21 protein-coding genes and 1 other RNA gene are annotated in these 22,483 nt (G+C 32.5%); 10 read left to right on the plus strand and 12 right to left on the minus strand.

Annotation, left to right across the window (positions count from 1 at the left end):
* The first annotated feature begins 24 nt into the window (after positions 1-24).
* On the plus strand, positions 25-609 hold the full coding sequence (locus R6X41_RS06090) for an RNA polymerase sigma factor (protein WP_318498415.1): 585 nt from the start codon (positions 25-27) through the stop codon (positions 607-609).
* Positions 610-827: 218 nt separating this feature from the next.
* Here the strand turns inward: R6X41_RS06090 and R6X41_RS06095 are convergent, their stop codons facing one another.
* On the minus strand, positions 828-1,487 hold the full coding sequence (locus R6X41_RS06095; protein WP_318498417.1) for an endonuclease III domain-containing protein: 660 nt from the start codon (positions 1,485-1,487) through the stop codon (positions 828-830).
* Positions 1,488-1,516: 29 nt separating this feature from the next.
* Here R6X41_RS06095 and bcp point away from each other — a divergent pair, with 29 nt between their 5' ends.
* Entirely contained in the window at positions 1,517-1,969 is a 453-nt protein-coding gene (bcp, locus tag R6X41_RS06100; RefSeq protein WP_318498419.1) for a thioredoxin-dependent thiol peroxidase, read from the plus strand.
* Here the strand turns inward: bcp and R6X41_RS06105 are convergent.
* Positions 1,966-2,892, minus strand: coding sequence for a hypothetical protein (locus R6X41_RS06105; protein WP_318498421.1), 927 nt, complete (start codon positions 2,890-2,892; stop codon positions 1,966-1,968). The genes bcp and R6X41_RS06105 overlap by 4 nt on opposite strands.
* 87 nt (positions 2,893-2,979) lie before the next feature.
* Between R6X41_RS06105 and R6X41_RS06110 the strand changes: the two genes are divergently transcribed.
* The gene (locus R6X41_RS06110; RefSeq protein WP_318498423.1) at positions 2,980-4,128 is read left to right on the plus strand and encodes a cysteine desulfurase family protein; all 1,149 of its coding nucleotides are present in this window, start codon (positions 2,980-2,982) and stop codon (positions 4,126-4,128) included.
* Between the two features lie 31 nt (positions 4,129-4,159).
* Here the strand turns inward: R6X41_RS06110 and R6X41_RS06115 are convergent, their stop codons facing one another.
* From R6X41_RS06115 to R6X41_RS06125, 3 genes are read right to left on the minus strand one after another with little or no spacing between them, the layout of a single operon-like run.
* Positions 4,160-4,741, minus strand: a complete 582-nt coding sequence (locus tag R6X41_RS06115; RefSeq protein WP_318498425.1) for a MiaE family protein — start codon at positions 4,739-4,741, stop codon at positions 4,160-4,162.
* A 5-nt stretch (positions 4,742-4,746) separates the two neighbouring features.
* The gene (locus tag R6X41_RS06120; protein WP_318498428.1) at positions 4,747-5,334 is read right to left on the minus strand and encodes a hypothetical protein; all 588 of its coding nucleotides are present in this window, start codon (positions 5,332-5,334) and stop codon (positions 4,747-4,749) included.
* Positions 5,327-7,072, minus strand: a complete 1,746-nt coding sequence (locus R6X41_RS06125) for a DNA polymerase III subunit gamma/tau (protein WP_318498429.1) — start codon at positions 7,070-7,072, stop codon at positions 5,327-5,329. Before R6X41_RS06125 ends, R6X41_RS06120 begins: the two co-directional genes overlap by 8 nt.
* A 146-nt stretch (positions 7,073-7,218) precedes the next feature.
* On the opposite strand from R6X41_RS06125, the gene rnpB reads away from it, so the two are divergent.
* An RNA gene (rnpB, locus tag R6X41_RS06130) (RNase P RNA component class A) lies at positions 7,219-7,533 on the plus strand.
* A 453-nt stretch (positions 7,534-7,986) separates the two neighbouring features.
* Here rnpB and R6X41_RS06135 read toward each other — a convergent pair.
* The 3 genes from R6X41_RS06135 to R6X41_RS06145 are packed head-to-tail and all read right to left on the minus strand — an operon-like array spanning position 7,987 to position 10,098.
* On the minus strand, positions 7,987-8,547 hold the full coding sequence (locus R6X41_RS06135) for an RsmD family RNA methyltransferase (RefSeq protein ID WP_318498430.1): 561 nt from the start codon (positions 8,545-8,547) through the stop codon (positions 7,987-7,989).
* Entirely contained in the window at positions 8,547-9,368 is an 822-nt protein-coding gene (locus tag R6X41_RS06140; RefSeq protein ID WP_318498432.1) for a DUF3822 family protein, read from the minus strand. Before R6X41_RS06140 ends, R6X41_RS06135 begins: the two co-directional genes overlap by 1 nt.
* Positions 9,352-10,098: a hypothetical protein gene (locus R6X41_RS06145; protein WP_318498434.1), complete on the minus strand. Its 747-nt coding sequence runs from the start codon at positions 10,096-10,098 to the stop codon at positions 9,352-9,354. The genes R6X41_RS06140 and R6X41_RS06145 overlap by 17 nt, the downstream gene beginning before the upstream one ends.
* A gap of 127 nt (positions 10,099-10,225) precedes the next feature.
* On the opposite strand from R6X41_RS06145, the gene R6X41_RS06150 reads away from it, so the two are divergent.
* The gene (locus R6X41_RS06150; protein ID WP_318498436.1) at positions 10,226-11,665 is read left to right on the plus strand and encodes an ATP-dependent DNA helicase; all 1,440 of its coding nucleotides are present in this window, start codon (positions 10,226-10,228) and stop codon (positions 11,663-11,665) included.
* Positions 11,666-11,974: 309 nt separating this feature from the next.
* Here R6X41_RS06150 and R6X41_RS06155 read toward each other — a convergent pair whose 3' ends face one another.
* The 3 genes from R6X41_RS06155 to R6X41_RS06165 all read right to left on the minus strand — a co-directional run bounded on the left by R6X41_RS06155 (position 11,975) and on the right by R6X41_RS06165 (position 15,179).
* Positions 11,975-12,925, minus strand: coding sequence for a D-2-hydroxyacid dehydrogenase (locus R6X41_RS06155; protein ID WP_318498438.1), 951 nt, complete (start codon positions 12,923-12,925; stop codon positions 11,975-11,977).
* A 52-nt stretch (positions 12,926-12,977) separates the two neighbouring features.
* Positions 12,978-14,042: a 3-phosphoserine/phosphohydroxythreonine transaminase gene (gene serC / locus R6X41_RS06160; RefSeq protein ID WP_318498439.1), complete on the minus strand. Its 1,065-nt coding sequence runs from the start codon at positions 14,040-14,042 to the stop codon at positions 12,978-12,980.
* Between the two features lie 78 nt (positions 14,043-14,120).
* Positions 14,121-15,179 carry an acyl-CoA reductase gene (locus R6X41_RS06165; protein ID WP_318498441.1) on the minus strand — a complete coding sequence of 353 codons (1,059 nt, stop codon included), beginning with the start codon at positions 15,177-15,179 and terminating at the stop codon, positions 14,121-14,123.
* Positions 15,180-15,247: 68 nt separating this feature from the next.
* Between R6X41_RS06165 and R6X41_RS06170 the strand changes: the two genes are divergently transcribed.
* The 5 genes from R6X41_RS06170 to R6X41_RS06190 all read left to right on the plus strand — a co-directional run bounded on the left by R6X41_RS06170 (position 15,248) and on the right by R6X41_RS06190 (position 21,930).
* A complete protein-coding gene (locus tag R6X41_RS06170; protein WP_318498443.1) occupies positions 15,248-15,601 on the plus strand; it encodes a 4Fe-4S dicluster domain-containing protein in 354 nt (117 codons plus the stop codon).
* A 149-nt stretch (positions 15,602-15,750) separates the two neighbouring features.
* Complete coding sequence (gene ychF / locus R6X41_RS06175; RefSeq protein ID WP_318498445.1) at positions 15,751-16,845, plus strand: redox-regulated ATPase YchF; 1,095 nt, start codon at positions 15,751-15,753, stop codon at positions 16,843-16,845.
* 127 nt (positions 16,846-16,972) lie between these two features.
* Positions 16,973-18,832 (plus strand): DNA topoisomerase IV subunit B, encoded by a 1,860-nt coding sequence (locus R6X41_RS06180; protein WP_318498447.1) that lies wholly within the window; start codon positions 16,973-16,975, stop codon positions 18,830-18,832.
* Complete coding sequence (locus R6X41_RS06185) at positions 18,829-19,311, plus strand: hypothetical protein (protein WP_318498449.1); 483 nt, start codon at positions 18,829-18,831, stop codon at positions 19,309-19,311. The genes R6X41_RS06180 and R6X41_RS06185 overlap by 4 nt, the downstream gene beginning before the upstream one ends.
* 6 nt (positions 19,312-19,317) lie before the next feature.
* Entirely contained in the window at positions 19,318-21,930 is a 2,613-nt protein-coding gene (locus R6X41_RS06190; protein WP_318498451.1) for a DNA gyrase/topoisomerase IV subunit A, read from the plus strand.
* A gap of 157 nt (positions 21,931-22,087) precedes the next feature.
* On the opposite strand, the gene R6X41_RS06195 is transcribed toward R6X41_RS06190, so the two are convergent.
* The gene (locus R6X41_RS06195; protein WP_318498453.1) at positions 22,088-22,459 is read right to left on the minus strand and encodes a DNA topoisomerase IV; all 372 of its coding nucleotides are present in this window, start codon (positions 22,457-22,459) and stop codon (positions 22,088-22,090) included.
* Between the last annotated feature and the right edge of the window lie 24 nt (positions 22,460-22,483).

The raw sequence follows: 22,483 nt of genomic DNA on the forward strand, positions 1-22,483 counted from the left end.
TTCTTTGTCTTAAAAGGATTGATTATGCAAAAAGAACTTATCACAGATGCTGTATTAGTAAGTGACTACATAAAAGGAAATGAACAGGCTTTAGAAACGCTTATTGTAAGACATAAACAGAAAATTTATAGCTTCATTTATTCTAAAGTTTATGATAGAGATGTGGCTGAAGATATTTTTCAGGACACTTTTATAAAAGTTATAAATACCCTTAAAGTTGGAAATTATAATGAAGAAGGAAAATTTATTCCTTGGGTAATGCGTATCTCACACAATCTTGTAATCGATTATTTCAGAAAGAATAACCGTATGCCAAAATTTGATAATTCTGGCGAGTTTAGTATTTTTTCGGTTTTAAGTGACACCTCATTAAATGCTGAAAAACAAATTATAAAAGATCAAGTAGAAACTGATGTTAGACGGTTAATTGATGAATTACCAGAAGATCAGAAAGAAGTGATTTTAATGCGAATGTATAACGACATGAGTTTTAAAGAAATTTCAGATAAAACTGGAGTTAGCATTAATACGGCATTAGGAAGAATGCGTTATGCTTTAATTAATATGCGAAAAATTATAGAAAAAAATAATATCGTTTTAACAAATTAGCATAATAAACAGATAAAACTACCGTTATAATATTAATAACATTAAAATATTATAAATGGCTAAACTTTACTCTAAGACTTCGAGTCAAATTAAATTAAATCCCAAAAAAGAAACATTAAAATTTCTTTTGGATTATTCTAAAGCACTTCGTGTTATGGATTGTAACACTGAAAAGTTTAAAATTATTTTAAACTAAAATCAAAAAAGTCCTGATTTAATCAGGACTTTTTTGATTTATAATATTTGTCGATTTCAGTTTTTCTACCAATAGTTTTGGTAATAATGTCTTTATCTAAATTCCAAGCACGAGCAGGTGAGTATTGACGACCGTACCAAATAATTTGCAAATGTAAATCGTTCCATAATGCTTCAGGAAATAAACGTTTAGCATCTTTTTCTGTTTGGACTACATTCTTACCATTACTTAAATTCCACCTGTACATTAATCTCTGAATATGTGTATCTACAGGAAAGGCAGGAATACCAAAAGCTTGCGACAATACAACCGCAGCTGTTTTATGGCCAACAGCAGGTAATTCTTCTAGAGCTTCATACGTTCTAGGGACTTCACCATTATATTTATCAATCAAAATTTCAGATAATCCCCGAATACCTTTACTTTTCATTGGAGATAATCCGACAGGTCTAATAATATCGCGAATTTCATCAACAGTAAGTTTAATCATATCATAAGGATTATCTGCTTTTGCAAATAAAATAGGAGTGATCTGGTTTACGCGAACATCTGTGCTTTGAGCAGACATTAATACCGCTATAAGTAAAGTGTATGGATCTTTATGATCTAAAGGAATAGGAATTTCAGGATATAAATCATTTAAGGTATTTATAACAAACTCTACTTTTTCTTGTTTAGTCATTATTGTATTTTTGAATAAATTTAATAAATATGACGACTTTAAAAATAGGAGATAAGGCTCCAGATTTTTCTGCAAAGGATCAAGATGGCAATATAATTTCTTTAAATGATTATAAGGGTAAAAAATTAGTGATTTTTTTCTATCCTAAAGCTAGTACACCTGGTTGTACAGCAGAAGCTTGTAACTTAAGTGATAACTACGAACGTTTTAAATCCTCTAATTATGAAATACTAGGAGTAAGTGCCGATAGTGAAAAACGCCAAACTAATTTTAAAACCAAATACAAATTTCAATACCCGTTATTGGCTGATGAAGACAAAACAGTTATCAATGCATTTGGAGTTTGGGGACCAAAAAAGTTTATGGGCCGCGAGTACGATGGTATTCATAGAACCACTTTTATAATTAATGAAGAAGGTATCATTGAAGACATCATCTTAAAAGTAAAAACAAAAGCACACGCTGAACAGATTTTAGATTAATCTGTCGGAAATGCGGGTGTTATATAAAGCTGACTGGTTGTAGCACTATCATCTAAAGTTCCAAAATAAAAAACTTCCTGACTCACACCAGGTAATTGAATGTTTGTTAAAACAGTAGTAACATCGTAAGATTGCTCTATGGTGTGTTGTCTATAGGCGGTAGCAGGTACAGTTGTTGCTACATCTGGGTTTAAATAATCTGGGCCAACACTACTAAATGTAATATCGTTTGCAGGATTTTGATCTTGTGTTTTATTTTCTTCATCACGCGTTAAAACATCATCACCATCGTCATCTGTATCTAAATAATCAGGAATGCCATCACCATCAGTATCTAAAGAATCAACAAATCCTATTCCGTCTTCGTAATTAGGAGATTCGCTACTCGTTTTTATATTATCACCATCGTCATCATCATCTAAATAATCAGGAATACCATCTCCATCAGTATCTGTAGGGTTTGTACTTGGATCATCATCTCCGTCTAAATTAGCGTCTTCAACATTTGCAGGAATCCCATCGTTATCGTCTTCTGTTAAAATAGTTGTAATTGTTGCTACTCCGGAAGTACTTTCTAAATCGTTTGTAACGATAACGTCTGAAGGAGGTACATCACTACAGAAGTAATCTGAAGGATCAGCATTATATGCACGATAATTAAAAGGATTTGCGGAATTAACAGATACTATAGTTACCAGAGTATTGTCTACGCCAACATCTAAAAGATCTTCCATTGTAAGTTGAGGAGATGTGATTTGTAATGACAACGATTCATAGGGATCAGATTTTATATTGTAAAATACCAATTCGCCACAATTTACATAAGTGTCATCAAAATCAAAATCAACAGTAATAATATCGCCATCGTCACAAGACAAAAATGAGAGTAGACTTAAGCAAATAATGTATGATAACTTACGCATAGAATTTTATTTAGCCACAAAAATAATGATTTGACAAATTATAAATAGTCTTATTGAAAATAATTTTATTTAAAGTAATTTTGCAATATGAAAAAGGTGTATTTTGATAGTGCTGCAACCACGAAAATAAGAGAAGAAGTTATTGTGAAAATGACAGACGTAATGAATGAAAGTTACGGAAATCCATCGTCTTCGCATAGTTTTGGTCGCTCTTCAAAAACATTAGTCGAAACTGCTAGAAAGACCATTGCCAAGCAATTAAAAGTTGAATCTTCCGAAATTGTTTTCACATCGGGAGGAACAGAAGCCGATAATTTGGTGCTTTTAAGTGCTGTAAAAGATTTAGGAGTTACACGGATTATTACTTCCAAAATTGAACATCATGCTGTATTGCATACCATTGATTTTTTAGTAGAAAATTATAATATTTCGGTTAATTATGTGTCTGTAGATGAATACGGAGCCGTAAATTATGATGATTTACAACAACTTTTGAGTGCTTCTGAAAAAAAAACACTAGTGAGTTTAATGCATGTAAACAACGAAATAGGAAGCATTTTAGATCTTAAACGTGTAGCAGAGCTTTGTAAGTCGTACAATACACTTTTTCATAGCGATACTGTGCAATCTGTAGGACATTACGAATTGGACTTACAATATATTCCTGTAGATTTTATAGCGTCTAGTGCGCATAAATTTCACGGTCCAAAAGGTGTTGGTTTTGCATTTATAAGAAAACATTCAGGTTTACATGCCATGATTCATGGTGGGGAACAAGAACGCGGATTAAGAGCAGGAACAGAATCTGTTCATAATATTGTAGGGTTAGAAACGGCTTTTAAATTTGCATATCAAAATTTAGAATTGGAACGAGACGATATCACTAATTTGAAACGTTATTTTATTTCTGAATTAAAAAATGCTTTTCCTGAAGCTACTTTCAATGGTGATTCCTCAAACCTAGAAAACACTGCATATACTATGATAAATGTATGTTTTCCATTCGAAGCAAATAAAACGCAACTACTTTTATTTCAATTAGATTTAAAAGGAATAGCGTGTTCTCGTGGAAGTGCTTGCCAAAGCGGTAGTCAAAAAGGATCGCATGTTTTAGAAGAAATATTGAATGCAGACGATTTTAAAAAACCATCTATTCGTTTTTCTTTCTCACATTATAATGAGAAAGAAGATGTTGATTATGTTATTGAGGTTCTAAAAGAGTTTGCTAGAAAGTAAACGGATTGTTTTAAAGTGAGATTAATATGGATTATCCGTGAATGGTTTCACTTTTACTTAAATCGGCCATAATTTCTGCTTCAAATTCTAAAAGGTTTTGCCATTTTTCGTTCACTTCATTTTTATCACCGTATTGTCGTGCAAAACCTAAAAACATGGTGTAATGATTGGCTTCACTAACCATTAAGTTTCTATAAAATTCGGCTAATTCTTTGTCTTTTAATTCTTTAGATAATAATCTAAAACGCTCACAGCTTCTAGCTTCTATTAAAGCAGCATAAAGTAAACGATGTACTAATTGCGTCGTTCTGCTTCCGCCTTTTGGGAAAAACGTTATTAGTTTTAAAACATATTCATCTTTTCTATCGCGACCTAAAACCCAACCGTTTTCTATAATCTTGTCGTGAACCATTTTAAAATGACTGATTTCCTCTTTTACCAAAGCCACCATTTCTTGAACCAAATCTGTATATTCAGGAAAACTAACAATTAATGAAATGGCAGTACTTGTTGCTTTTTGTTCGCAATAGGCGTGATCGGTTAAAATGAATTCAACATTCTTCTCTACGATATTTACCCATCTTGGATCTGTTGGTAATTTTAAGCCTAGCATACTCTTTAAATTTTAGTTATCGTTTCAGTAATTTTATAATCACCTTCTTTAGAAATTGTAAGTAGAAAAGATTTGTTATCCGAGGCATTTTCTGGTTTACTGTATAAAATATTAAATAACACAGAATCTTCAGAAGTTACATGATCATCGTCTATCCAAATACTTTTAAAAATATAGGGTTGAAGCGCTTCAGAAATACCTTGAATATTATTAGTTATAAATATTTTTGAAATGGTATGATTGAATATGTTTTTATTATTTACTTCTACAGAAACATCAGCGATTGCATTTCTATAAAACGTTTTTATATTTAAACTGTCTTTTATTTCAGCTTTAAGAACATTAGAATTCATATCCATATAGGTTTTAATATGAACGTTATATCCTGTCTTTAAAATCGTATCGGTTATTGTTTCAGAATAGTTTTCTGGCAGATAATTTATGCGTTCGGAAAAGGACGTTAGCATGCCTTTATCTGCTAAAATCTGCTTCGGATTTATACGTGATTTATCACGACCATCGCAACTAGAAAGGGTGGTAATTATTATTAAAACAATTACGCATAATATACTGGATTTTAGTTTTTTAAACATCGAGATCGAAAGTCTTTCTTAAAAGTTCTAAACTTGGGTTTTTGTCGCACATTTTTTCAAATTTTTCCCGAGGAGTATAAGCGTATTGCTTTTCTTTTTCTTCGTTAATAACGATGTTTAAACTGACATCAAAATTATTTAAACGCTTCCGTATAAAACTCATTAAATGAAACTGACTTCTTTCAACTTCTACTTTATTTGTTTGATTTGGGTACTCAACAGTAATGGTTGTTTTGTCTTTTAATTTTGGAATATCTATAGATAGAATTGAAGCTAAATTATGCTTTCCTTCTACTTCAAGTACACTTACAAAATCTTTCCATGCAGTTTGCATCTCTTCTTCAATAAAATCGTCTGTCGGTAAATTAATTTCATCGTAAACGACTTCATTTTGCTTAATTTCATGATCTTTTTTAGCACGAATGCTCTTTAAAGACAAGCCAGAAGTTCGCTTATTTTCTCTTGATAGTACAATTTTAGGAATTGTAGAATCTGAAAATTTTGAGGACGCTTCTTTTTTTATTGAAGTTTCAGGCGTTGATGCAACAACAATTTGTGGTTCTTTTACTTCAGGAATATCAGAATTTGAAACTACGGGTTTATTTACAGGAATAGGGGTAATACCCTTTGCTCTAAAATAAGAAGGCGGAATTATGAACCGTTTGCTATTTTTTTTTTCTCCATCGAAAGTGATAGAGGCAAGCTGCATGATACAAAGTTCGACTAAGAGTCGCTGGTTTTTACTGGATTTATATTTTAAATCACAGTCGTTGGCGAGTGCAATACCTTTTAATAAAAAGTCTTGAGGCGATTTGTTAGCCTGTTCCAGATATTTCTGCTTCGTTTCTTCTCCAACTTCTAGAAGTTCTACCGTTTGTGGTGTTTTACAAACCAATAAATCTCTAAAATGAGATGCTAAACCTGCGATATAATGCTGACCATCAAACCCTTTAGATAATGTGTTATTGAATTGTAATAAGAGTTGAGGAATATTGTTTTCTAAAATAAAATCTGTACTTGTAAAGAAGGTTTCGTAATCGAGAACGTTTAAATTTTCGGTTACAGCTTGTCTGGTTAAATTTTTCCCAGAAAAACTAACGACACGGTCAAAAATAGAAAGTGCATCACGCATAGCTCCATCTGCTTTTTGGGCTATAATATGTAGGGCATCATCATCTGCAGTGATTTCCTGTTCTTCAGCAATATATTTTAAATAATTTTTAGTGTCTTTTACAGTAATACGCTTAAAATCAAAAATCTGACATCTAGATAAGATGGTAGGAATAATTTTATGCTTTTCTGTAGTTGCTAATATAAATATACAATGTTTCGGCGGCTCTTCTAAAGTCTTTAAAAAGGCATTAAAAGCGGCTTGAGACAACATGTGTACTTCATCGATAATATAGACTTTATATTTACCAATTTGTGGTGGGATTCTAACCTGATCAGTTAAATTCCTAATGTCATCTACCGAGTTGTTAGAAGCAGCATCAAGTTCAAATACATTAAAAGCAAAATCTTCATCAGCGTTATCATTGTCTTTATTATTAATCATTTTAGCAAGAATACGAGCACAACTTGTTTTACCAACACCACGAGGTCCTGTAAATAGAAGTGCTTGGGCTAAATGATTATTTTCTATAGCATTTAATAAAGTATTAGTAATAGCTTGTTGCCCAACTACATCCTTGAATGTTTGAGGTCTATATTTACGAGCTGATACAATAAAATGTTCCATAGAAATACTTATAACAACAAAGTTAAAAAATCGGTGTATATATTAGTGTTTTGGTCGTTAAAATTAGCATGAGTTATTAACAACTTTTCATATTTAATAAAAGTGAGTTTAATAGATTAAGATAGTAATTATTGTATTTTTGCGCTCAAGTAGATTGCCTTATCGCTGTTCTATTTATAGAATGGAGGAAAGTCCGAACACCGTAGTGCAACATAGTGGTTAATGGCCACCAGCCGAGAGGTTAGGAAAAGTGCAACAGAAAGTATGTACAGGTAATGCTGTAGTGAAACCAGGTAAACTCTATGTGGTGCAATGCCATGTATACCAATGCTTGAGGGCGGCACGCTCGATGTTGGAGGGTGGGCAGCTAAAGTGTACTAGTAATAGTATATTCAGATAAATGATAAGGGCCTTTTCTTTTAGAGAGGGTACAGGATTCGGCTTATAGATTTACTTAAACAAACAAGCCCTTTTTTAGTTTATAAAAAAGGGCTTTGCTTTTGGTTTATTGGTTGGAAGGTTATAAATACGGGTTGGTTGTTAGTGAATTTTCTTATAGTATTACATCTAAATTGTCTAATTTTAATGTAACTAATTAATCGATAATGTATTATAAGTATGTGATACCAATGACTTTGATTAATCTTCTTCTTAACGAAAACTAAATTACAAATTTTATATTAATTTTAACATATAAAATATTATTTATTTTAAAATTAATTTGAAAACGTTTGAGTTAATCAAGCGATATGTATGTAATTTTGAGTCTATTCGATTGTTAATTAGTCGGTTGCGTGTGAAGTGTGTTGAAATAAGAACAGCTAAATCTTTAAAGATTTAGCTGTTCTTATTTTTTTGAAATGGTATTATTCTATGCTAGAAAACATAAAATGCATTTTCAGTTTGAGAAAATTTTAGTCTTCGTCAGTATCTTTTGATGGGTGACTGAAAAAACTAAACATATTTCCGCCATATCCTTTTGAGTAGTTATAGTATTCTAAATTCGATAAATCTGTATGTTTAGAATGTTCTACAATTAAAACGCCATCTTCTTCTAATAGATTGTTTTTAAAAACCAACTCCGGAATTTTACTAAATTCTTCTTCTGGCAAAGCATAAGGAGGATCTGCAAAAATTATAGTCGACTTTATATTGGTTTGTCCTAAGAATTTAAACACCTCACTTTTTATAACTTGAATGGGCATGTCAAAACTTTCGGCAGTTTCAGTAATAAATTTAGTACAGCCAAGCTCTTGATCTACAGATGTTATTTGTGTTGTTCCTCGAGATGCAAATTCGTAGCTTATACTTCCAATTCCTGCAAATAAATCGAGCACAGAAATCGCGTCAAAATAATATGTGTTATTTAAAATATTAAATAAGGCTTCTTTGGCCATATCTGTAGTAGGGCGCACAGGTAGCTTTTTAGGAGCCGTAATTCTTCTTCCTTTATATAATCCTGATATTATTCGCATTAAAAACTATTTAAGATGATAAACTCTGAATGTTGAGTTTGTGGTTGATGATTAAAAGTAAAATTATTTTTATGTTTTCCAAAGGAAATATGTCTCACATATTTATACGCAATAGTGTATAAATCGCTGTTCTTTAAAATATCGCCAATGAAAACCAATTGAATGGTTTCTGGGTTTAATTTTAATTGTTCTAGAGTAAAGAGCAAATAATAGATAAAATCTTCTTTACTACTATATTCAAAAGTATTGTAAAACTGTAATGCTCCATCGTCGATACTTAATATTTCAAAATGCCGAGCTCCTACATGAATATAAAGCTTAGGCTGATCGGCGTTTTTCTCAATATGTAAAATACTTTCAATTAAGATCGTCGAAAAATGCTTAAACGTAAATTCTCCAAACTGTTCGTAAATAAAGTTGTTTACATTTACATAAGGCACATACACATTTACGCTATCGTTTAATTCGATTGTATCAAACGTAATAAAATCTGATTTTAATATTTTAGAATTGAATTTTAAATAATCAGCTAAATAATCTTCATTAAATAGGGGATTGGGTACTAGAGTCGATAATTCGTTGCTATGAATTATTTGAATATTACTAAATTCTTGTTGTAGACTTTCTTCAGTTTTAAATAAAGATTGCACATGCTCTAATAACTGGTATGGAGTTTCGTGCTTTTTAAAAGCAAGATATTTTAAAACTTCAACCTGTTGTGTGGTAGCATTTAATATACAAAAAGAAAGTCCACTCAAACTAATTTGAATGGACAGTTCCTTAAGTGTTTTTGTATGTGTACTACTATTCGTCGTCGCCATATGTTTTTGGCCAGTTTCCGTTTGTTTTAACTTCGTTCATAGATCCAACCATAATTGCATCTCCGTTTACGTCGTCTACTGCAATAATCTGGTTTTCTTGAATTACTAAATCTCTTTCTTGATCAAAAAGAATAACATCTTTCTTAACAGAAGATTCGAATACAGCGATCTTTACATCATTTTGTTCAAGAACACCAGCTTCTAATTTAAATTGAGCACCTTCTGGACCAATATTTTCAGGAAGGTTCATCATTGTTTTGTAACGCTTAGATGTTTTGAATAAAGAATCTTTTACAGAAACAAATCCTAAAGTATCTATAATAATAGTGTCCTTGTATGATTCTACACCACCATACCTTTTTGTCATTTCTTCATCAATAATAGTTGAATCACGACGTTGTGTGATGGTATACTTTGCAGTATCAATAAACGTGATAAGGTTATTGAAATCTCCTGCGAATTTCCCAGTAACTTGTCTGTGTGCTAATTGTGCATCTCTAATATCAATTAATTTTTCAATAACTTGAGCATAACGTTTCTTTTTAACTTGATTGAATTGGATAGGAGTATAAACAGACATGAACGTCTGATATCCTAAAAAGGCAATAAGTGCCCAAAGAGCAATAATTATAACAGGTTTTAAACCTGAAGGTAAAAATTTGTCAATTAGCCAAACTAAACCAATTGTTAGCAGGATAGAAGCAACTGCAATAAGAATTATTGTAAGCATAGTGTTTTTTGTTAATTAATTTTATTAAAGGTCTAACGCAAATCTACAATTTTTTTTTATTCGTTAAAACCTATGAGAGTAAAAATCATTACTATCTTTGAATAAAATTTTTTTTGAAGCCTCATAAATGAATGCATCACAATTTTATTCCCTTATAAAACAGCAGTTTCCGTTTAATCCTACCACAAAACAAAATATTGTATTAATTCAATTATCTGAATTTATTTTTAATACAGACCCAAAAGCACTTTATTTACTAAAAGGGTATGCTGGAACTGGGAAAACCACCATTGTCAGTACGATTGTTAGTAATTTATGGCAAATTAAAAAGAGCGCAGTGCTAATGGCTCCTACAGGTCGTGCAGCAAAAGTGATCTCTAATTATTCCAAAAAAGAAGCCTTTACCATACATAAAAAGATATATTTTCCAAAAAAAGATAAAGGAGGAGGTGTAAAATTTGTTTTGCAGCCTAACAAGCATAAAAACACCATTTTCATTGTAGATGAAGCCTCAATGATTCCAGATACTCCTGGAGATTCAAAATTATTCGAAAATGGCTCGTTGCTGGATGATTTAATGCAGTATGTGTATGGTGGAACCAATTGTAAATTATTATTAATTGGAGATACAGCACAATTACCACCTGTTAAATTAGATATTAGCCCAGCTCTAGAGCCTAAAACATTGATCTTAAATTACGACAAAGAAGTTGTTTGTATGGAGTTGGATGAAGTCGTAAGGCAAGAGAAAGATTCCGGAATTTTATTTAATGCAACCATACTTAGAGAAACATTATCTGGTGTTTTTTTCGATAGTTTTAAATTTGATGTTCACCCCTTTAAAGACATTGTCCGGTTGGTTGACGGACAAGAAATCATGGATGCTATTGGCGATTGCTATAGCGATTTAGGGAACGAAGAGACTGCAATCATTGTTAGAAGTAACAAGCGGGCAAACCTTTATAACCAGCAAATTAGAGATCGTATTTTGTTTAATGAAAATGAATTGTCTGCTGGGGATTATTTAATGATTGTTAAGAATAATTATTTTTGGTTGAAGCCTACTAGCGAAGCTGGATTTATTGCAAATGGAGACATTGTAGAAGTCTTAGAAATTTTTTCAATTAAAGAATTATATGGCTTTCGTTTTGCCGAAGTTAAGATGAGAATGGTCGATTATCCACAAATGCAACCTATAGAAACGGTGTTGCTTTTAGATACTATTTCAGCAGAATCTCCGTCGTTAACTTATGAAGATTCTAATAGATTGTATCAAGAAGTAATGAAAGACTATGAAGATGAAAGCAGTAATTATAAAAAATTCACGAAAGTAAAAGCTAATAAATATTTCAATGCGCTACAGGTAAAGTTTTCTTACGCCATAACTTGTCACAAGTCTCAAGGTGGACAATGGAACACTGTTTTTGTAGAGCAACCTTATTTACCAAACGGGATAGACAAAGATTATTTACGCTGGTTATATACGGCTGTAACAAGAGCTAAGGAGAAACTCTATTTAATAGGTTTTAAGGATGAATTTTTCGAAGAAGAGGAATATAGAGGTTAAAACTATTTTGAATCAATAGAAGATCTGAAAAAGGGTGTTTCTGTAATTTAAAACAGTAGTGAGTGATCACTTCTAATAATAATTGTCAGCTTTAGCGTAGTTTAAAGTTCTTAAATACTATTTTAATTACGACTGTTGAAATAGCATGTGTATTAAAAATAGTATTGAAATTCACAGGAAATATACTCTTGTATAATCTATTTAAATATGGTTTTTAATTTGTTTGAAAACCAGTTGTTTAATAGTAATAAAAAAAACCGTTCAAAATAACTTCGAACGGTTTTAAAATAATTTATAATCTAGAAATAATTAAAGAAGAATACTGCTAATTTGTTGCGCTAATTCTGTTCCAATTCTATCTTGAGCTTCGTTTGTTGCAGCACCTGTATGTGGTGTTAACGATAAAGCAGGGTTCATTAATAATCCCATTTCTGGTTGTGGTTCTTTTTCAAAAACATCCAAAGCAGCTCTTGAAATTTTACCACTCTCAATAGCTTTTATAAGAGCAAGTTCGTCTACAACACCACCACGAGCAGCGTTAACTAAAATTGCGCCATCTTTCATGCTATTTAATTCTGCTTCTCCAATAACGTATCCATCTTGAGCAGGTACGTGTAAAGTTAAAAAGTCAGCTTGTTTTAAAACCTCTTCTTTAGAAATAGTTTTGATTTCGAAATTTACTGTTTGTCCGTCAAAAAATTCTAACTCTAAATTAGCTTTCTCTAAAAACGGGTCGAAAGCTACAACTTTCATTCCTGCTCCTAAAGCCACTTTTGCTGTAGCTTGACCAATACGGCCAAAACCTAAAACACCTAAAGTTTTTCCTTTTAATTCGGTTCCTTTTGCGTAAGCTTTCTTTAATCCTTTAAAGTTTTTGTCACCTTCTAATGGCATATCTCTGTTAGAGTTATGTAAGAAACGTGATAAACCGTATAAGTGACCAAATACTAATTCGGCAACAGAATGAGAAGATGCAGCAGGCGTATTGATTACTTTTAATCCTTTTTCGCGAGCATATTCAACATCAATGTTGTCCATACCAACTCCACCACGACCAATAATTTTAATACTAGGGCAGGCGTCGATTAAGTCTTTACGTACTGTTGTAGCACTTCTAACTAATATTACGTCAATTTGGTTTTCGTTAATGTAATTGATTAATTGTTCTTGAGCTACCGTGGTTGTGATAACTTCAAATCCATCTTTTTCAAGGGCATCAATTCCACTTTGAGAAATACCGTCGTTTGCTAATACTTTCATAAGATTTGTTGTCAATTTAAAATGACTATAATTTTATTATTGATTAATTTGATTATGCTTTTCTTTCTAATTCACTCATCACTTCAACTAAAGCAGCTACACTACTTAAGGGTAAAGCGTTGTACATAGAAGCTCTGTATCCTCCAACACTACGGTGTCCGTTAATACCATTCATTCCAGCTTCTTTTGCCATAGCATCAAACGTGTCTTTTAAACTATCGTCTGTTAAGTTAAAAGTAGCATTCATGTTAGATCGGTCTTCTTTAGCTGCAAATCCTTCAAACAATGGATTTAAATCTATTTCAGAATACATTAATTGTGCTTTCTTATCGTTCTCTTTTTCAATTGCAGCAATTCCACCTAAATCTTTTAACCATTGTAGTGTTAACATAGATGTGTACACAGCAAAAACAGGAGGCGTATTAAACATACTATCCTTTTCGATGTGGTTTTTGTAGTCTAACATAGAAGGAATGCTTCTAGATACTTTTCCTAATAAATCTTCTTTAATTACAACTAAAGTTGTTCCTGCAGGTCCCATGTTTTTTTGAGCTCCAGCATAAATAAGGTCGAATTTAGAAAAGTCTAATGTTCTAGAGAAAATATCACTACTCATATCGCATACCACTGGTACAGGGCTAGTAGGGAATTCTTTTATTTGTGTTCCAAAAATTGTATTGTTAGAAGTCAAGTGGAAGTAATCTAAGTCAGCACCTACAGTATATCCTTTAGGGATGTAGTTGTAATTTTTGTCTTTAGACGAAGCAATCTCGATAACATCTCCGAAAAGTTTTGCTTCTTTTATAGATTTAGCAGCCCAAGTTCCTGTGTTTAGGTAACCCGCTTTTGTTTCTAGTAAATTATAAGCAGCCATTAAAAATTGAGTGCTTGCTCCACCTTGTAAAAATAATGCTTTGTAGCCTTTGCCTTCTAAACCAAGTAGTTCTAAAGCTAACGCACTTGCAGTATCCATAACCTCAATAAAAGGTTTACTTCTGTGCGATATTTCAATTAGAGATAGACCGCTATTGTTAAAATCGATTACGGCTTCTGAGGCTTTTAGCAAAACTTCTTGCGGAAGGATACAAGGACCAGCACTAAAATTGTGTTTTTTCATTATTTCGATAATTTTGTGATAAGCACAAAGGTGCTAAATAATTGATGAATTAATATAATAAAATTAATATTTTTTATGCTAAATTTTTAATAAAAACGACACAGTATCAACGTTGTCCGCATAATCCCAAAGATTTGGCGACTGGGTGTTTCCGAAAACAATTTCGTAACTTATAAAGTCCTTAGAAACAACACATTGAATGTCTGATTTTTTTGAATTTAATTCCGTTTTTAGCGTATTTACATCGTTGTAGTACTCGTAAAAAATGGTTGCAATTGGCGAGGAAAAACTAGTGTCTTCTTTTATCATTAAGAAGCCATTTTCTAGCATATCGAATTCACTCATTAAATATACTGCTTTATTGTAATCGTAATTATTGGCGTATTTATGGTCGTTTATCACTTCTTTCCATTTGTACATGGCTTGAAAAAAGTTCTGAAAATCATAATTTTCTGGAACATAAAGTTTTGAAACGTTTCTGCAGCCTAATCCGTAGTATCTAAAAATATCGTCTGCCAAACCTTCTAGCTCTTCCATTGTTTCTTTTCCTGTTAAAACGGCAATAGAATTTCTGTTTTTTCTAATTATAGATGGTTTGTTTTTAAAATAATACTCAAAATATCGTGCTGTATTATCGCTTCCAGTTGCGATTACGGCTTCAAAATGTTCTAATTTTCCTTCAACAAAACTAATTTTCGACTTAAAACCAGGTTCAACATATTCTAAATATTTAGCAAGAAAGGGTAGTAGGTGTTTATCGTTTGAAGATTGTTTTACAACCACATCGTGTCCAGAAATTAAGACCGATAAAAAATCATGAAATCCAACTAACGGAATATTTCCAGCCATAATTATAGCTACTTTTTTAGAAGAAATAGTATTAAACTGATACTTCTCTATCCAAGTGTTAATATTGCTTTCTGTTAGTGATTTAGACCAACCATTTAATGCGAACGAAAGATTGTCTGTGTTAAACCATCTATTTTTTTCTTGAGCTAATTTCAATTGATGTTTAAAGCCGTCAAAAAATAAATCATTAAAAGGAATGTCTTCTTTTTTCTGAATTTTTTCGTCTGAAAACTGACTTATAAAATCACCTAATTTTGCAAATGCTTTAATTCTTTGCTCTAAATTCATGGTCTAATTTGGTTATGAAATGTTTTGGCTATATTTTTGTCGTACAAAGTTAGAAAAAGAAATACGCTATGGCAATTATAATAACAGACGAATGTATAAATTGTGGTGCTTGTGAACCAGAGTGCCCAAATACAGCGATTTATGAAGGGGCAGACGATTGGAGATATAAAGACGGAACAAGTTTAGATGGCTCTGTCGTGCTTCCTAATGGTAAAAAAATTGATGCTGATGAAGCTCAAGAACCAGTAAGTGACGAGATTTATTATATCGTACCAGATAAATGTACTGAATGTAAAGGCTTTCATGAAGAACCACAATGTGCGGCAGTTTGTCCAGTAGATTGTTGTGTTCCAGATGATGAGCATGTAGAAACAGAAGAGGAGTTATTAGGAAAACAACGTTTTATGCATCCTGATAATTAATCGAAATAAAATATTTTTTACGAGTAAAGTCTCAAGCTTAGGTTTGAGACTTTTTTTATAAAAATAAATTCATATAATTAATTACATTTGCACTCGCAAAAACCAAGGTTTTGGTTCTTGTGTCTTTAATCTATTTATCTAAAGAAAAAATGAAAGCCGGAATTGTAGGATTACCAAACGTAGGAAAATCGACCTTATTTAATTGTTTATCGAATGCTAAAGCGCAAAGTGCGAACTTTCCGTTTTGTACTATAGAGCCAAATATTGGTGTGGTAAACGTGCCAGACCCAAGACTTGAAAAGTTAGAGGAATTAGTAAATCCAGTGCGTGTTATGCCTGCAACTGTAGAGATTGTAGATATCGCAGGTTTAGTTAAAGGCGCTAGTAAAGGTGAAGGTTTAGGAAATCAATTCTTGGCAAATATTAGAGAAACTGATGCTATTCTTCATGTATTACGTTGTTTTGATGACGATAATATTATTCATGTAGATGGCAATGTAAACCCAATTCGCGATAAAGAAACTATCGATATGGAATTGCAGTTAAAAGATCTTGAAACAGTCGATAAAAAACTGGAGAAAGTAAAACGTGCTGCAAAAACAGGAAATAAAGAAGCTCAGAAAGAAGAAGCAGTCTTATTAAAAATTAAAACAAATTTAGAAGCAGGTGTTTCTGTGCGTGCACTTGATTTTGAAGAAGATGATTTTAATGAGTTTGTAGGGCCTTCTCAATTTATCACAGCTAAACCCGTTATGTATGTTTGTAATGTAGACGAAGCGTCTGCAAATTCAGGAAATGCATATGTAGATTTAGTTAAAGAAGCAGTAAAAGACGAAAATGCTGAAGTTTTAGTACTAGCAGTAGGAACAGAAGCAGATATTAACGAGCTAGACGATTTTGACGAGCGTAAAATGTTTTTACAAGATATTGGTTTGGAAGAGCCAGGGGCGTCAAAATTAATTCGTTCAGCATATAAATTATTAAATCTGCAAACGTATTTCACTGCAGGTGTAAAAGAAGTTCGCGCTTGGACTATAGATATCGGAGCAACAGGACCACAAGCAGCAGGTGTAATTCATACCGACTTTGAAAAAGGATTTATCCGCGCAGAAGTTATTGGTTACGACGATTTTGTTACGTTCGGAAGTGAGGCTAAAGTAAAAGAAGCTGGAAAAATGCGTGTCGAAGGAAAAAATTATGTTGTTAAGGATGGAGATGTTATGCATTTCTTATTCAACGTATAGCATTTTATTTCAAATATAAAATAAGGGTCAATGTGAAAACATTGGCTTTTTTTGTTAATAAATACTAGTGTTCCTGTTTCATTTTTAAAGACGAAATGTTATATTAGCAACTCATCACTAAAATTCTATGCTAGACCAAACCAATTATACCGAAGATAATATACGCTCATTAGACTGGAAGGAACATATTCGTATGCGTCCAGGAATGTATATTGGTAAACTTGGGGATGGATCTTCTCCAGACGATGGTATTTATATTCTTCTAAAAGAGGTTTTAGACAACTCTATTGATGAATATATTATGGGTGCGGGAAAGTCTATAGAAATTTCCATACAGGGCAGTAAAGTTATTGTTCGTGATTATGGTCGAGGAATTCCTTTAGGGAAAGTGGTGGATGTGGTGTCTAAAATGAATACCGGTGGAAAGTACGATTCTCGAGCATTTAAAAAATCTGTAGGATTAAATGGAGTTGGTACAAAGGCTGTAAATGCCTTGTCCAGTTATTTTAGAGTAGAATCGTCTAGAGATGGAAAATCGGCTTCAGCAGAATTTGAACAAGGTAATCTTAAAGATGAAGAATTTTTAGATGAAACCACTAGACGAAAAGGAACGAAAGTCTCTTTTGTTCCAGATGAAATTATCTTTAAAAACTATAAATACAGGAACGAGTATGTTTCTAAAATGCTTAAATATTATGTGTATTTAAACCCGGGTTTAACCATAATTTTTAACGGTGAAAAATATTATAGTGAGAATGGATTAAAGGATTTATTGGGAGAAAATATCAATGAAGGAGATATGGTTTATCCGATAATTCACTTAAAGGGAGACGATATAGAAATCGCTTTAACTCATAGTAAAACACAGTATTCTGAAGAATATCACTCGTTTGTAAACGGACAAAACACAACTCAAGGAGGGACGCATTTAGCAGCATATCGTGAAGCGATTGTGAAAACAATTCGTGAGTTTTATGGTAAGACTTATGACGCTTCAGATGTTCGAAAATCCATTGTTACAGCCATTGCTATTAAAGTAATGGAACCTGTTTTCGAGAGTCAGACCAAAACAAAATTAGGGTCTACAGATATGGGTGGAGAATTGCCAACTGTTAGAACATATATTAACGATTTTCTTAAAACCTATCTGGATAATTTTCTTCATAAAAACCCAGATACAGCCGATAAAATTCAGCGTAAAATTCTTCAAGCAGAACGTGAGCGTAAAGAATTGTCTGGAATTAGAAAGTTAGCGAAAGACCGTGCTAAAAAAGCAAATCTTCACAATAAAAAATTAAGAGATTGTCGAGTTCATTTTGGCGATATTAAAAACGGACGCTATTTAGAGTCGACTTTGTTTATTACCGAGGGAGATTCTGCATCGGGAAGTATAACAAAATCGCGAGATGTAAATACACAAGCCGTGTTTAGTTTAAAAGGTAAACCGTTAAATTGCTATGGTTTAAGCAAGAAAATTGTATACGAGAATGAAGAGTTTAATTTACTTCAAGCGGCATTAAATATAGAAGAATCGACAGAGGATTTGCGATATAATAATATTGTAATCGCCACAGATGCCGATGTAGATGGTATGCATATTAGGTTGCTGTTAATTACATTCTTTTTGCAATTCTTTCCTGAAATAATAAAAGAAGGACATTTGTATATTTTGCAAACACCTTTGTTTAGAGTGCGTAATAAAAAGAAAACCATTTATTGTTATTCCGAACAGGAACGTGTAAATGCTGTAGATGAGTTAAAGCCGAAACCGGAAATAACACGATTTAAAGGTTTAGGTGAGATTTCTCCAGATGAGTTCAAACATTTTATTGGCGATAATATTCGTTTAGAGCCAGTAATGTTAGACAAAGACATGTCTATAGAAGAGCTTTTAGAGTTCTATATGGGGAAAAACACACCAACGCGTCAGAAATTCATTATAAATAATCTGAAAGTAGAAATTGATTTAGTAGCAGAAAAAAAATGAGAACGGATAACGGGAAAGTAAAAAACACTATAGTTTCGGTATACTTCGTTTTAATTGTCTTGGTCGTGATTATGGCTACAATCTTTAACGCGTTTAGTCACTTGACCAATAATGCAGGATTAATATTTTTCATTCTTCTATTTACTTTTGTAGGTATTTTTTTAGCTGTATATTTAATAGCTAAATATTTTGAATACGATAGCGATGGCGTAAAGGTAGTTGTGACAAATAGAGGGTTATTGTTGTCGGAAAAATTTAATTACAGAGCTCATGAAGTTGAATTTAATAAAGAAGATTTAGTTGATTATAAATTCACCAACTATTTCTTTTATAGAGGATTGATTTTAGTTATTAAAAGCAAAGGAAGAGGTGCGAATAAAGAGCGTTTTAACATAAGTTTAGTGCCGCGTAGAAAGCGGAAATATATACGGCAGTCTTTAAGTAAGATGCTTAAGAATAATACATCAAATAAAGTTTAATTATTAATGATTGAAAACGATAACGACGAATTAAATAATAATCATTCAGAAGGTCAAGAAACAATTACCAAAGTTAATGGTATGTTTAAGGATTGGTTTTTAGATTATGCATCTTATGTTATTTTAGAACGCGCGATTCCTGCGATTGAAGATGGTTTTAAACCTGTTCAGCGTAGGATTATGCATTCTATGAAAGATTTAGACGATGGTCGTTATAATAAAGTTGCCAATATAGTAGGGCATACGATGCAGTATCATCCGCACGGAGATGCAAGTATTGCCGACGCTATGGTTCAAATTGGTCAGAAAGATATTTTAATCGATACCCAGGGAAACTGGGGTAACATTTTAACGGGAGATAGCGCTGCTGCTTCTCGTTATATTGAAGCACGCTTGTCTAAATTTGCTTTAGATGTTGTTTATAATCCTAAAATCACCGAATGGCAAGCTTCTTATGATGGTCGACGAAAAGAGCCTGTAAATTTACCGGTTATGTTTCCGTTATTGTTAGCGCAAGGAGGAGAAGGAATTGCCGTAGGTCTATCGACCAAAATATTGCCTCATAATTTTATTGAGTTGATTGACGCTTCAATAAAGCACCTAAAAGGAAAAAGTTTCACCATTTTACCAGATTTTCCAACATCGGGTATTGCAGATGTTACTAATTACAACGATGGATTACGTGGAGGGCGCGTTCGTGTTCGTGCTAAGATTTCTCAATTAGACAAGAATACACTTGTTATTACTGAAATTCCTTTCGGGACAAATACATCTACGCTAATAGATTCTATTTTAAAAGCAAACGATAAAGGAAAGATTAAGATTAAAAAAATTGAAGATAACACAGCAGCCGATGTTGAGATTTTAGTGCATTTACCTGGAGGTATTTCTCCAGATAAAACGATAGATGCATTGTATGCTTTTACGAATTGTGAAAGTTCGATCTCTCCTTTAGGTTGTGTGATTGAAGATAATAAACCTCTGTTTGTTGGCGTAACCGAAATGCTTCGCCGCTCTACAGATAATACGGTTCAGCTTTTAAAAAGCGAGTTAGAAATTAGGCTTAGTGAATTTGAAGAAATGTGGCATTTTGCTTCATTAGAACGCATATTTATTGAAAACAGAATTTACCGTGATATTGAAGAAGAAGAAACTTGGGAAGGTGTAATTCAGGCTATCGATACAGGACTTAAGCCGTTTACAAAACATTTAAAAAGAGTTGTCACAGAAGACGATATTGTTAGATTAACAGAAATTCGAATTAAACGTATTTCTAAATTTGATATTGATAAAGCGCAACAAAAAATTGATGCTTTGGAAGATCAGATTGCCGAAGTGAAGCATCACTTAGCAAATCTAATCGATTATGCTATAGCGTATTTTGTAAGATTAAAAAAGGAATATGGTGCCGGTCGTGAGCGTAAAACAGAAATTAGAATTTTTGACGATGTAGATGCTACTAAAGTAATTATCCGAAACACTAAATTATATGTGAATCGCGTTGAAGGCTTTGTTGGAACATCGTTAAAACGAGACGAATATGTTGGTGATTGTAGTGATATAGATGATATAATTATCTTTACGAAAGAAGGTAAGATGATGATTACTAAAGTTGACTCTAAAACGTTTGTTGGGAAAGATATTGTTCATGTCGCTATTTTTAAAAAGAAAGATAAACGTACTATTTATAATATGATTTATCGCGACGGTAGTAAAGGTCCAACTTATGTAAAGCGTTTTGCTGTTACGGCCATTACCCGAGACAAAGCATATGATTTAACCAATGGAGCAAAAGGTTCTACAAGTTTATATTTTACTGCAAACCCAAATGGCGAGGCAGAGGTTGTTACAATTTTATTGCGTCAAGTAGGAAGTGTTAAGAAGCTAAAATGGGATTTAGATTTTTCAGATATCCTTATAAAAGGTCGGGCTTCGAAAGGGAATTTAGTGAGTAAATATCCAATTAAGAAGATAGATCTTAAAGAAAAAGGGATTTCAACATTAAAGCCGAGACGTATTTGGTTTGACGACACGGTGCAGCGTTTAAATGTTGATGGACGTGGCGAGTTAATGGGGGAATTTAGAGGAGAAGATCGCTTATTAATTATTACACAGTCCGGTTTAGTTAAAACAATTTTACCTGAGTTAACATCGCATTTTGATAGTGATATGGTTGTTCTTGAAAAATGGATACCAAACAAGCCGATTTCTGCTGTTTATTTTGAAGGTGAAAAAGAACGCTACTACGTCAAACGTTTTTTAATTGAACACGAAAATAAAGAAGAAGTATTTATTTCTGATCACGAAAAGTCGCAATTAGAAATCGTTTCAACCGATTGGCTTCCTGTTGCAGAGATTGTTTACGGTAAAGAGCGAGGTAAAGATCAGAAAGAAAATGCGACAATTAATCTTGAAGAGTTTATTTCGGTTAAAGGGATTAAGGCATTAGGAAATCAGTTGACTACAGATAAAGTGAAACAAATAAACTTATTAGATTCGCTACCTTATGAATCTCCAGAAGAAGTAAATACAGGAGACTCAGATGTGGAAGATGATGAGACTATAGATGGTTTAAGAAAAGCGGATTTTGATGATGATTCTCAGCCTACTTTATTCTAAAATCTAAAACATAATTTTATATAAAAAAAAACCGCACTAAAGACAATCGTTTTTAGTGCGGTTTTTTTATTTAAACTATTTTAAGCTTATAATTTTGATTTTTAAAAGCATATCGTAGAAAGTTTGTGCAATTTTAAAGATAAGCCGTTAGAGCGGCTTATTTAGTGCGATTTGCAACACCTTTTTGTTTTAAATCTTCGCCAACATACGAGTATTCAAAAGTGTAAGTTGAATCTGTTGTTGTTAGTATTTTTAGGTGAATATCTTTGCGTTCAATTCTGTTTTTAGGATTGATGGTTTTAAAAATCACTTCACAATCGTTTATCCACCGTACTTCAGATGAATCTACCTTTCCTTGGTAAGTTTCAATTTGTAAATCTTCAGTTCTATTAAATTCTGATTTATATGGTGTTCCATCAATAGTAATCTCACTAAAATAATGTCCTGTTTTAAAATAGGTACAGTTTCTTTCTACTTCATAACAGCTCACCATTAATAAGGCTAGAGCAAACAGAGCAAGGTATTTCATAGGGAATTAATTTTTAAGCAAAAA

This window comes from Formosa sejongensis (assembly GCF_033447105.1).
Taxonomy (GTDB): Bacteria; Bacteroidota; Bacteroidia; order Flavobacteriales; family Flavobacteriaceae; genus Formosa.

Coding starts and splice junctions, on each gene's coding strand:
- R6X41_RS06090 (WP_318498415.1), top strand. CDS start 25: ATGCAAAAAGAACTTATCACAGATGCTGTATTAGTAAGTGACTACATA.
- R6X41_RS06095 (WP_318498417.1), bottom strand. CDS start 1,487: ATGACTAAACAAGAAAAAGTAGAGTTTGTTATAAATACCTTAAATGAT.
- bcp (WP_318498419.1), top strand. CDS start 1,517: ATGACGACTTTAAAAATAGGAGATAAGGCTCCAGATTTTTCTGCAAAG.
- R6X41_RS06105 (WP_318498421.1), bottom strand. CDS start 2,892: ATGCGTAAGTTATCATACATTATTTGCTTAAGTCTACTCTCATTTTTG.
- R6X41_RS06110 (WP_318498423.1), top strand. CDS start 2,980: ATGAAAAAGGTGTATTTTGATAGTGCTGCAACCACGAAAATAAGAGAA.
- R6X41_RS06115 (WP_318498425.1), bottom strand. CDS start 4,741: ATGCTAGGCTTAAAATTACCAACAGATCCAAGATGGGTAAATATCGTA.
- R6X41_RS06120 (WP_318498428.1), bottom strand. CDS start 5,334: ATGTTTAAAAAACTAAAATCCAGTATATTATGCGTAATTGTTTTAATA.
- R6X41_RS06125 (WP_318498429.1), bottom strand. CDS start 7,072: ATGGAACATTTTATTGTATCAGCTCGTAAATATAGACCTCAAACATTC.
- R6X41_RS06135 (WP_318498430.1), bottom strand. CDS start 8,547: ATGCGAATAATATCAGGATTATATAAAGGAAGAAGAATTACGGCTCCT.
- R6X41_RS06140 (WP_318498432.1), bottom strand. CDS start 9,368: ATGGCGACGACGAATAGTAGTACACATACAAAAACACTTAAGGAACTG.
- R6X41_RS06145 (WP_318498434.1), bottom strand. CDS start 10,098: ATGCTTACAATAATTCTTATTGCAGTTGCTTCTATCCTGCTAACAATT.
- R6X41_RS06150 (WP_318498436.1), top strand. CDS start 10,226: ATGAATGCATCACAATTTTATTCCCTTATAAAACAGCAGTTTCCGTTT.
- R6X41_RS06155 (WP_318498438.1), bottom strand. CDS start 12,925: ATGAAAGTATTAGCAAACGACGGTATTTCTCAAAGTGGAATTGATGCC.
- serC (WP_318498439.1), bottom strand. CDS start 14,042: ATGAAAAAACACAATTTTAGTGCTGGTCCTTGTATCCTTCCGCAAGAA.
- R6X41_RS06165 (WP_318498441.1), bottom strand. CDS start 15,179: ATGAATTTAGAGCAAAGAATTAAAGCATTTGCAAAATTAGGTGATTTT.
- R6X41_RS06170 (WP_318498443.1), top strand. CDS start 15,248: ATGGCAATTATAATAACAGACGAATGTATAAATTGTGGTGCTTGTGAA.
- ychF (WP_318498445.1), top strand. CDS start 15,751: ATGAAAGCCGGAATTGTAGGATTACCAAACGTAGGAAAATCGACCTTA.
- R6X41_RS06180 (WP_318498447.1), top strand. CDS start 16,973: ATGCTAGACCAAACCAATTATACCGAAGATAATATACGCTCATTAGAC.
- R6X41_RS06185 (WP_318498449.1), top strand. CDS start 18,829: ATGAGAACGGATAACGGGAAAGTAAAAAACACTATAGTTTCGGTATAC.
- R6X41_RS06190 (WP_318498451.1), top strand. CDS start 19,318: ATGATTGAAAACGATAACGACGAATTAAATAATAATCATTCAGAAGGT.
- R6X41_RS06195 (WP_318498453.1), bottom strand. CDS start 22,459: ATGAAATACCTTGCTCTGTTTGCTCTAGCCTTATTAATGGTGAGCTGT.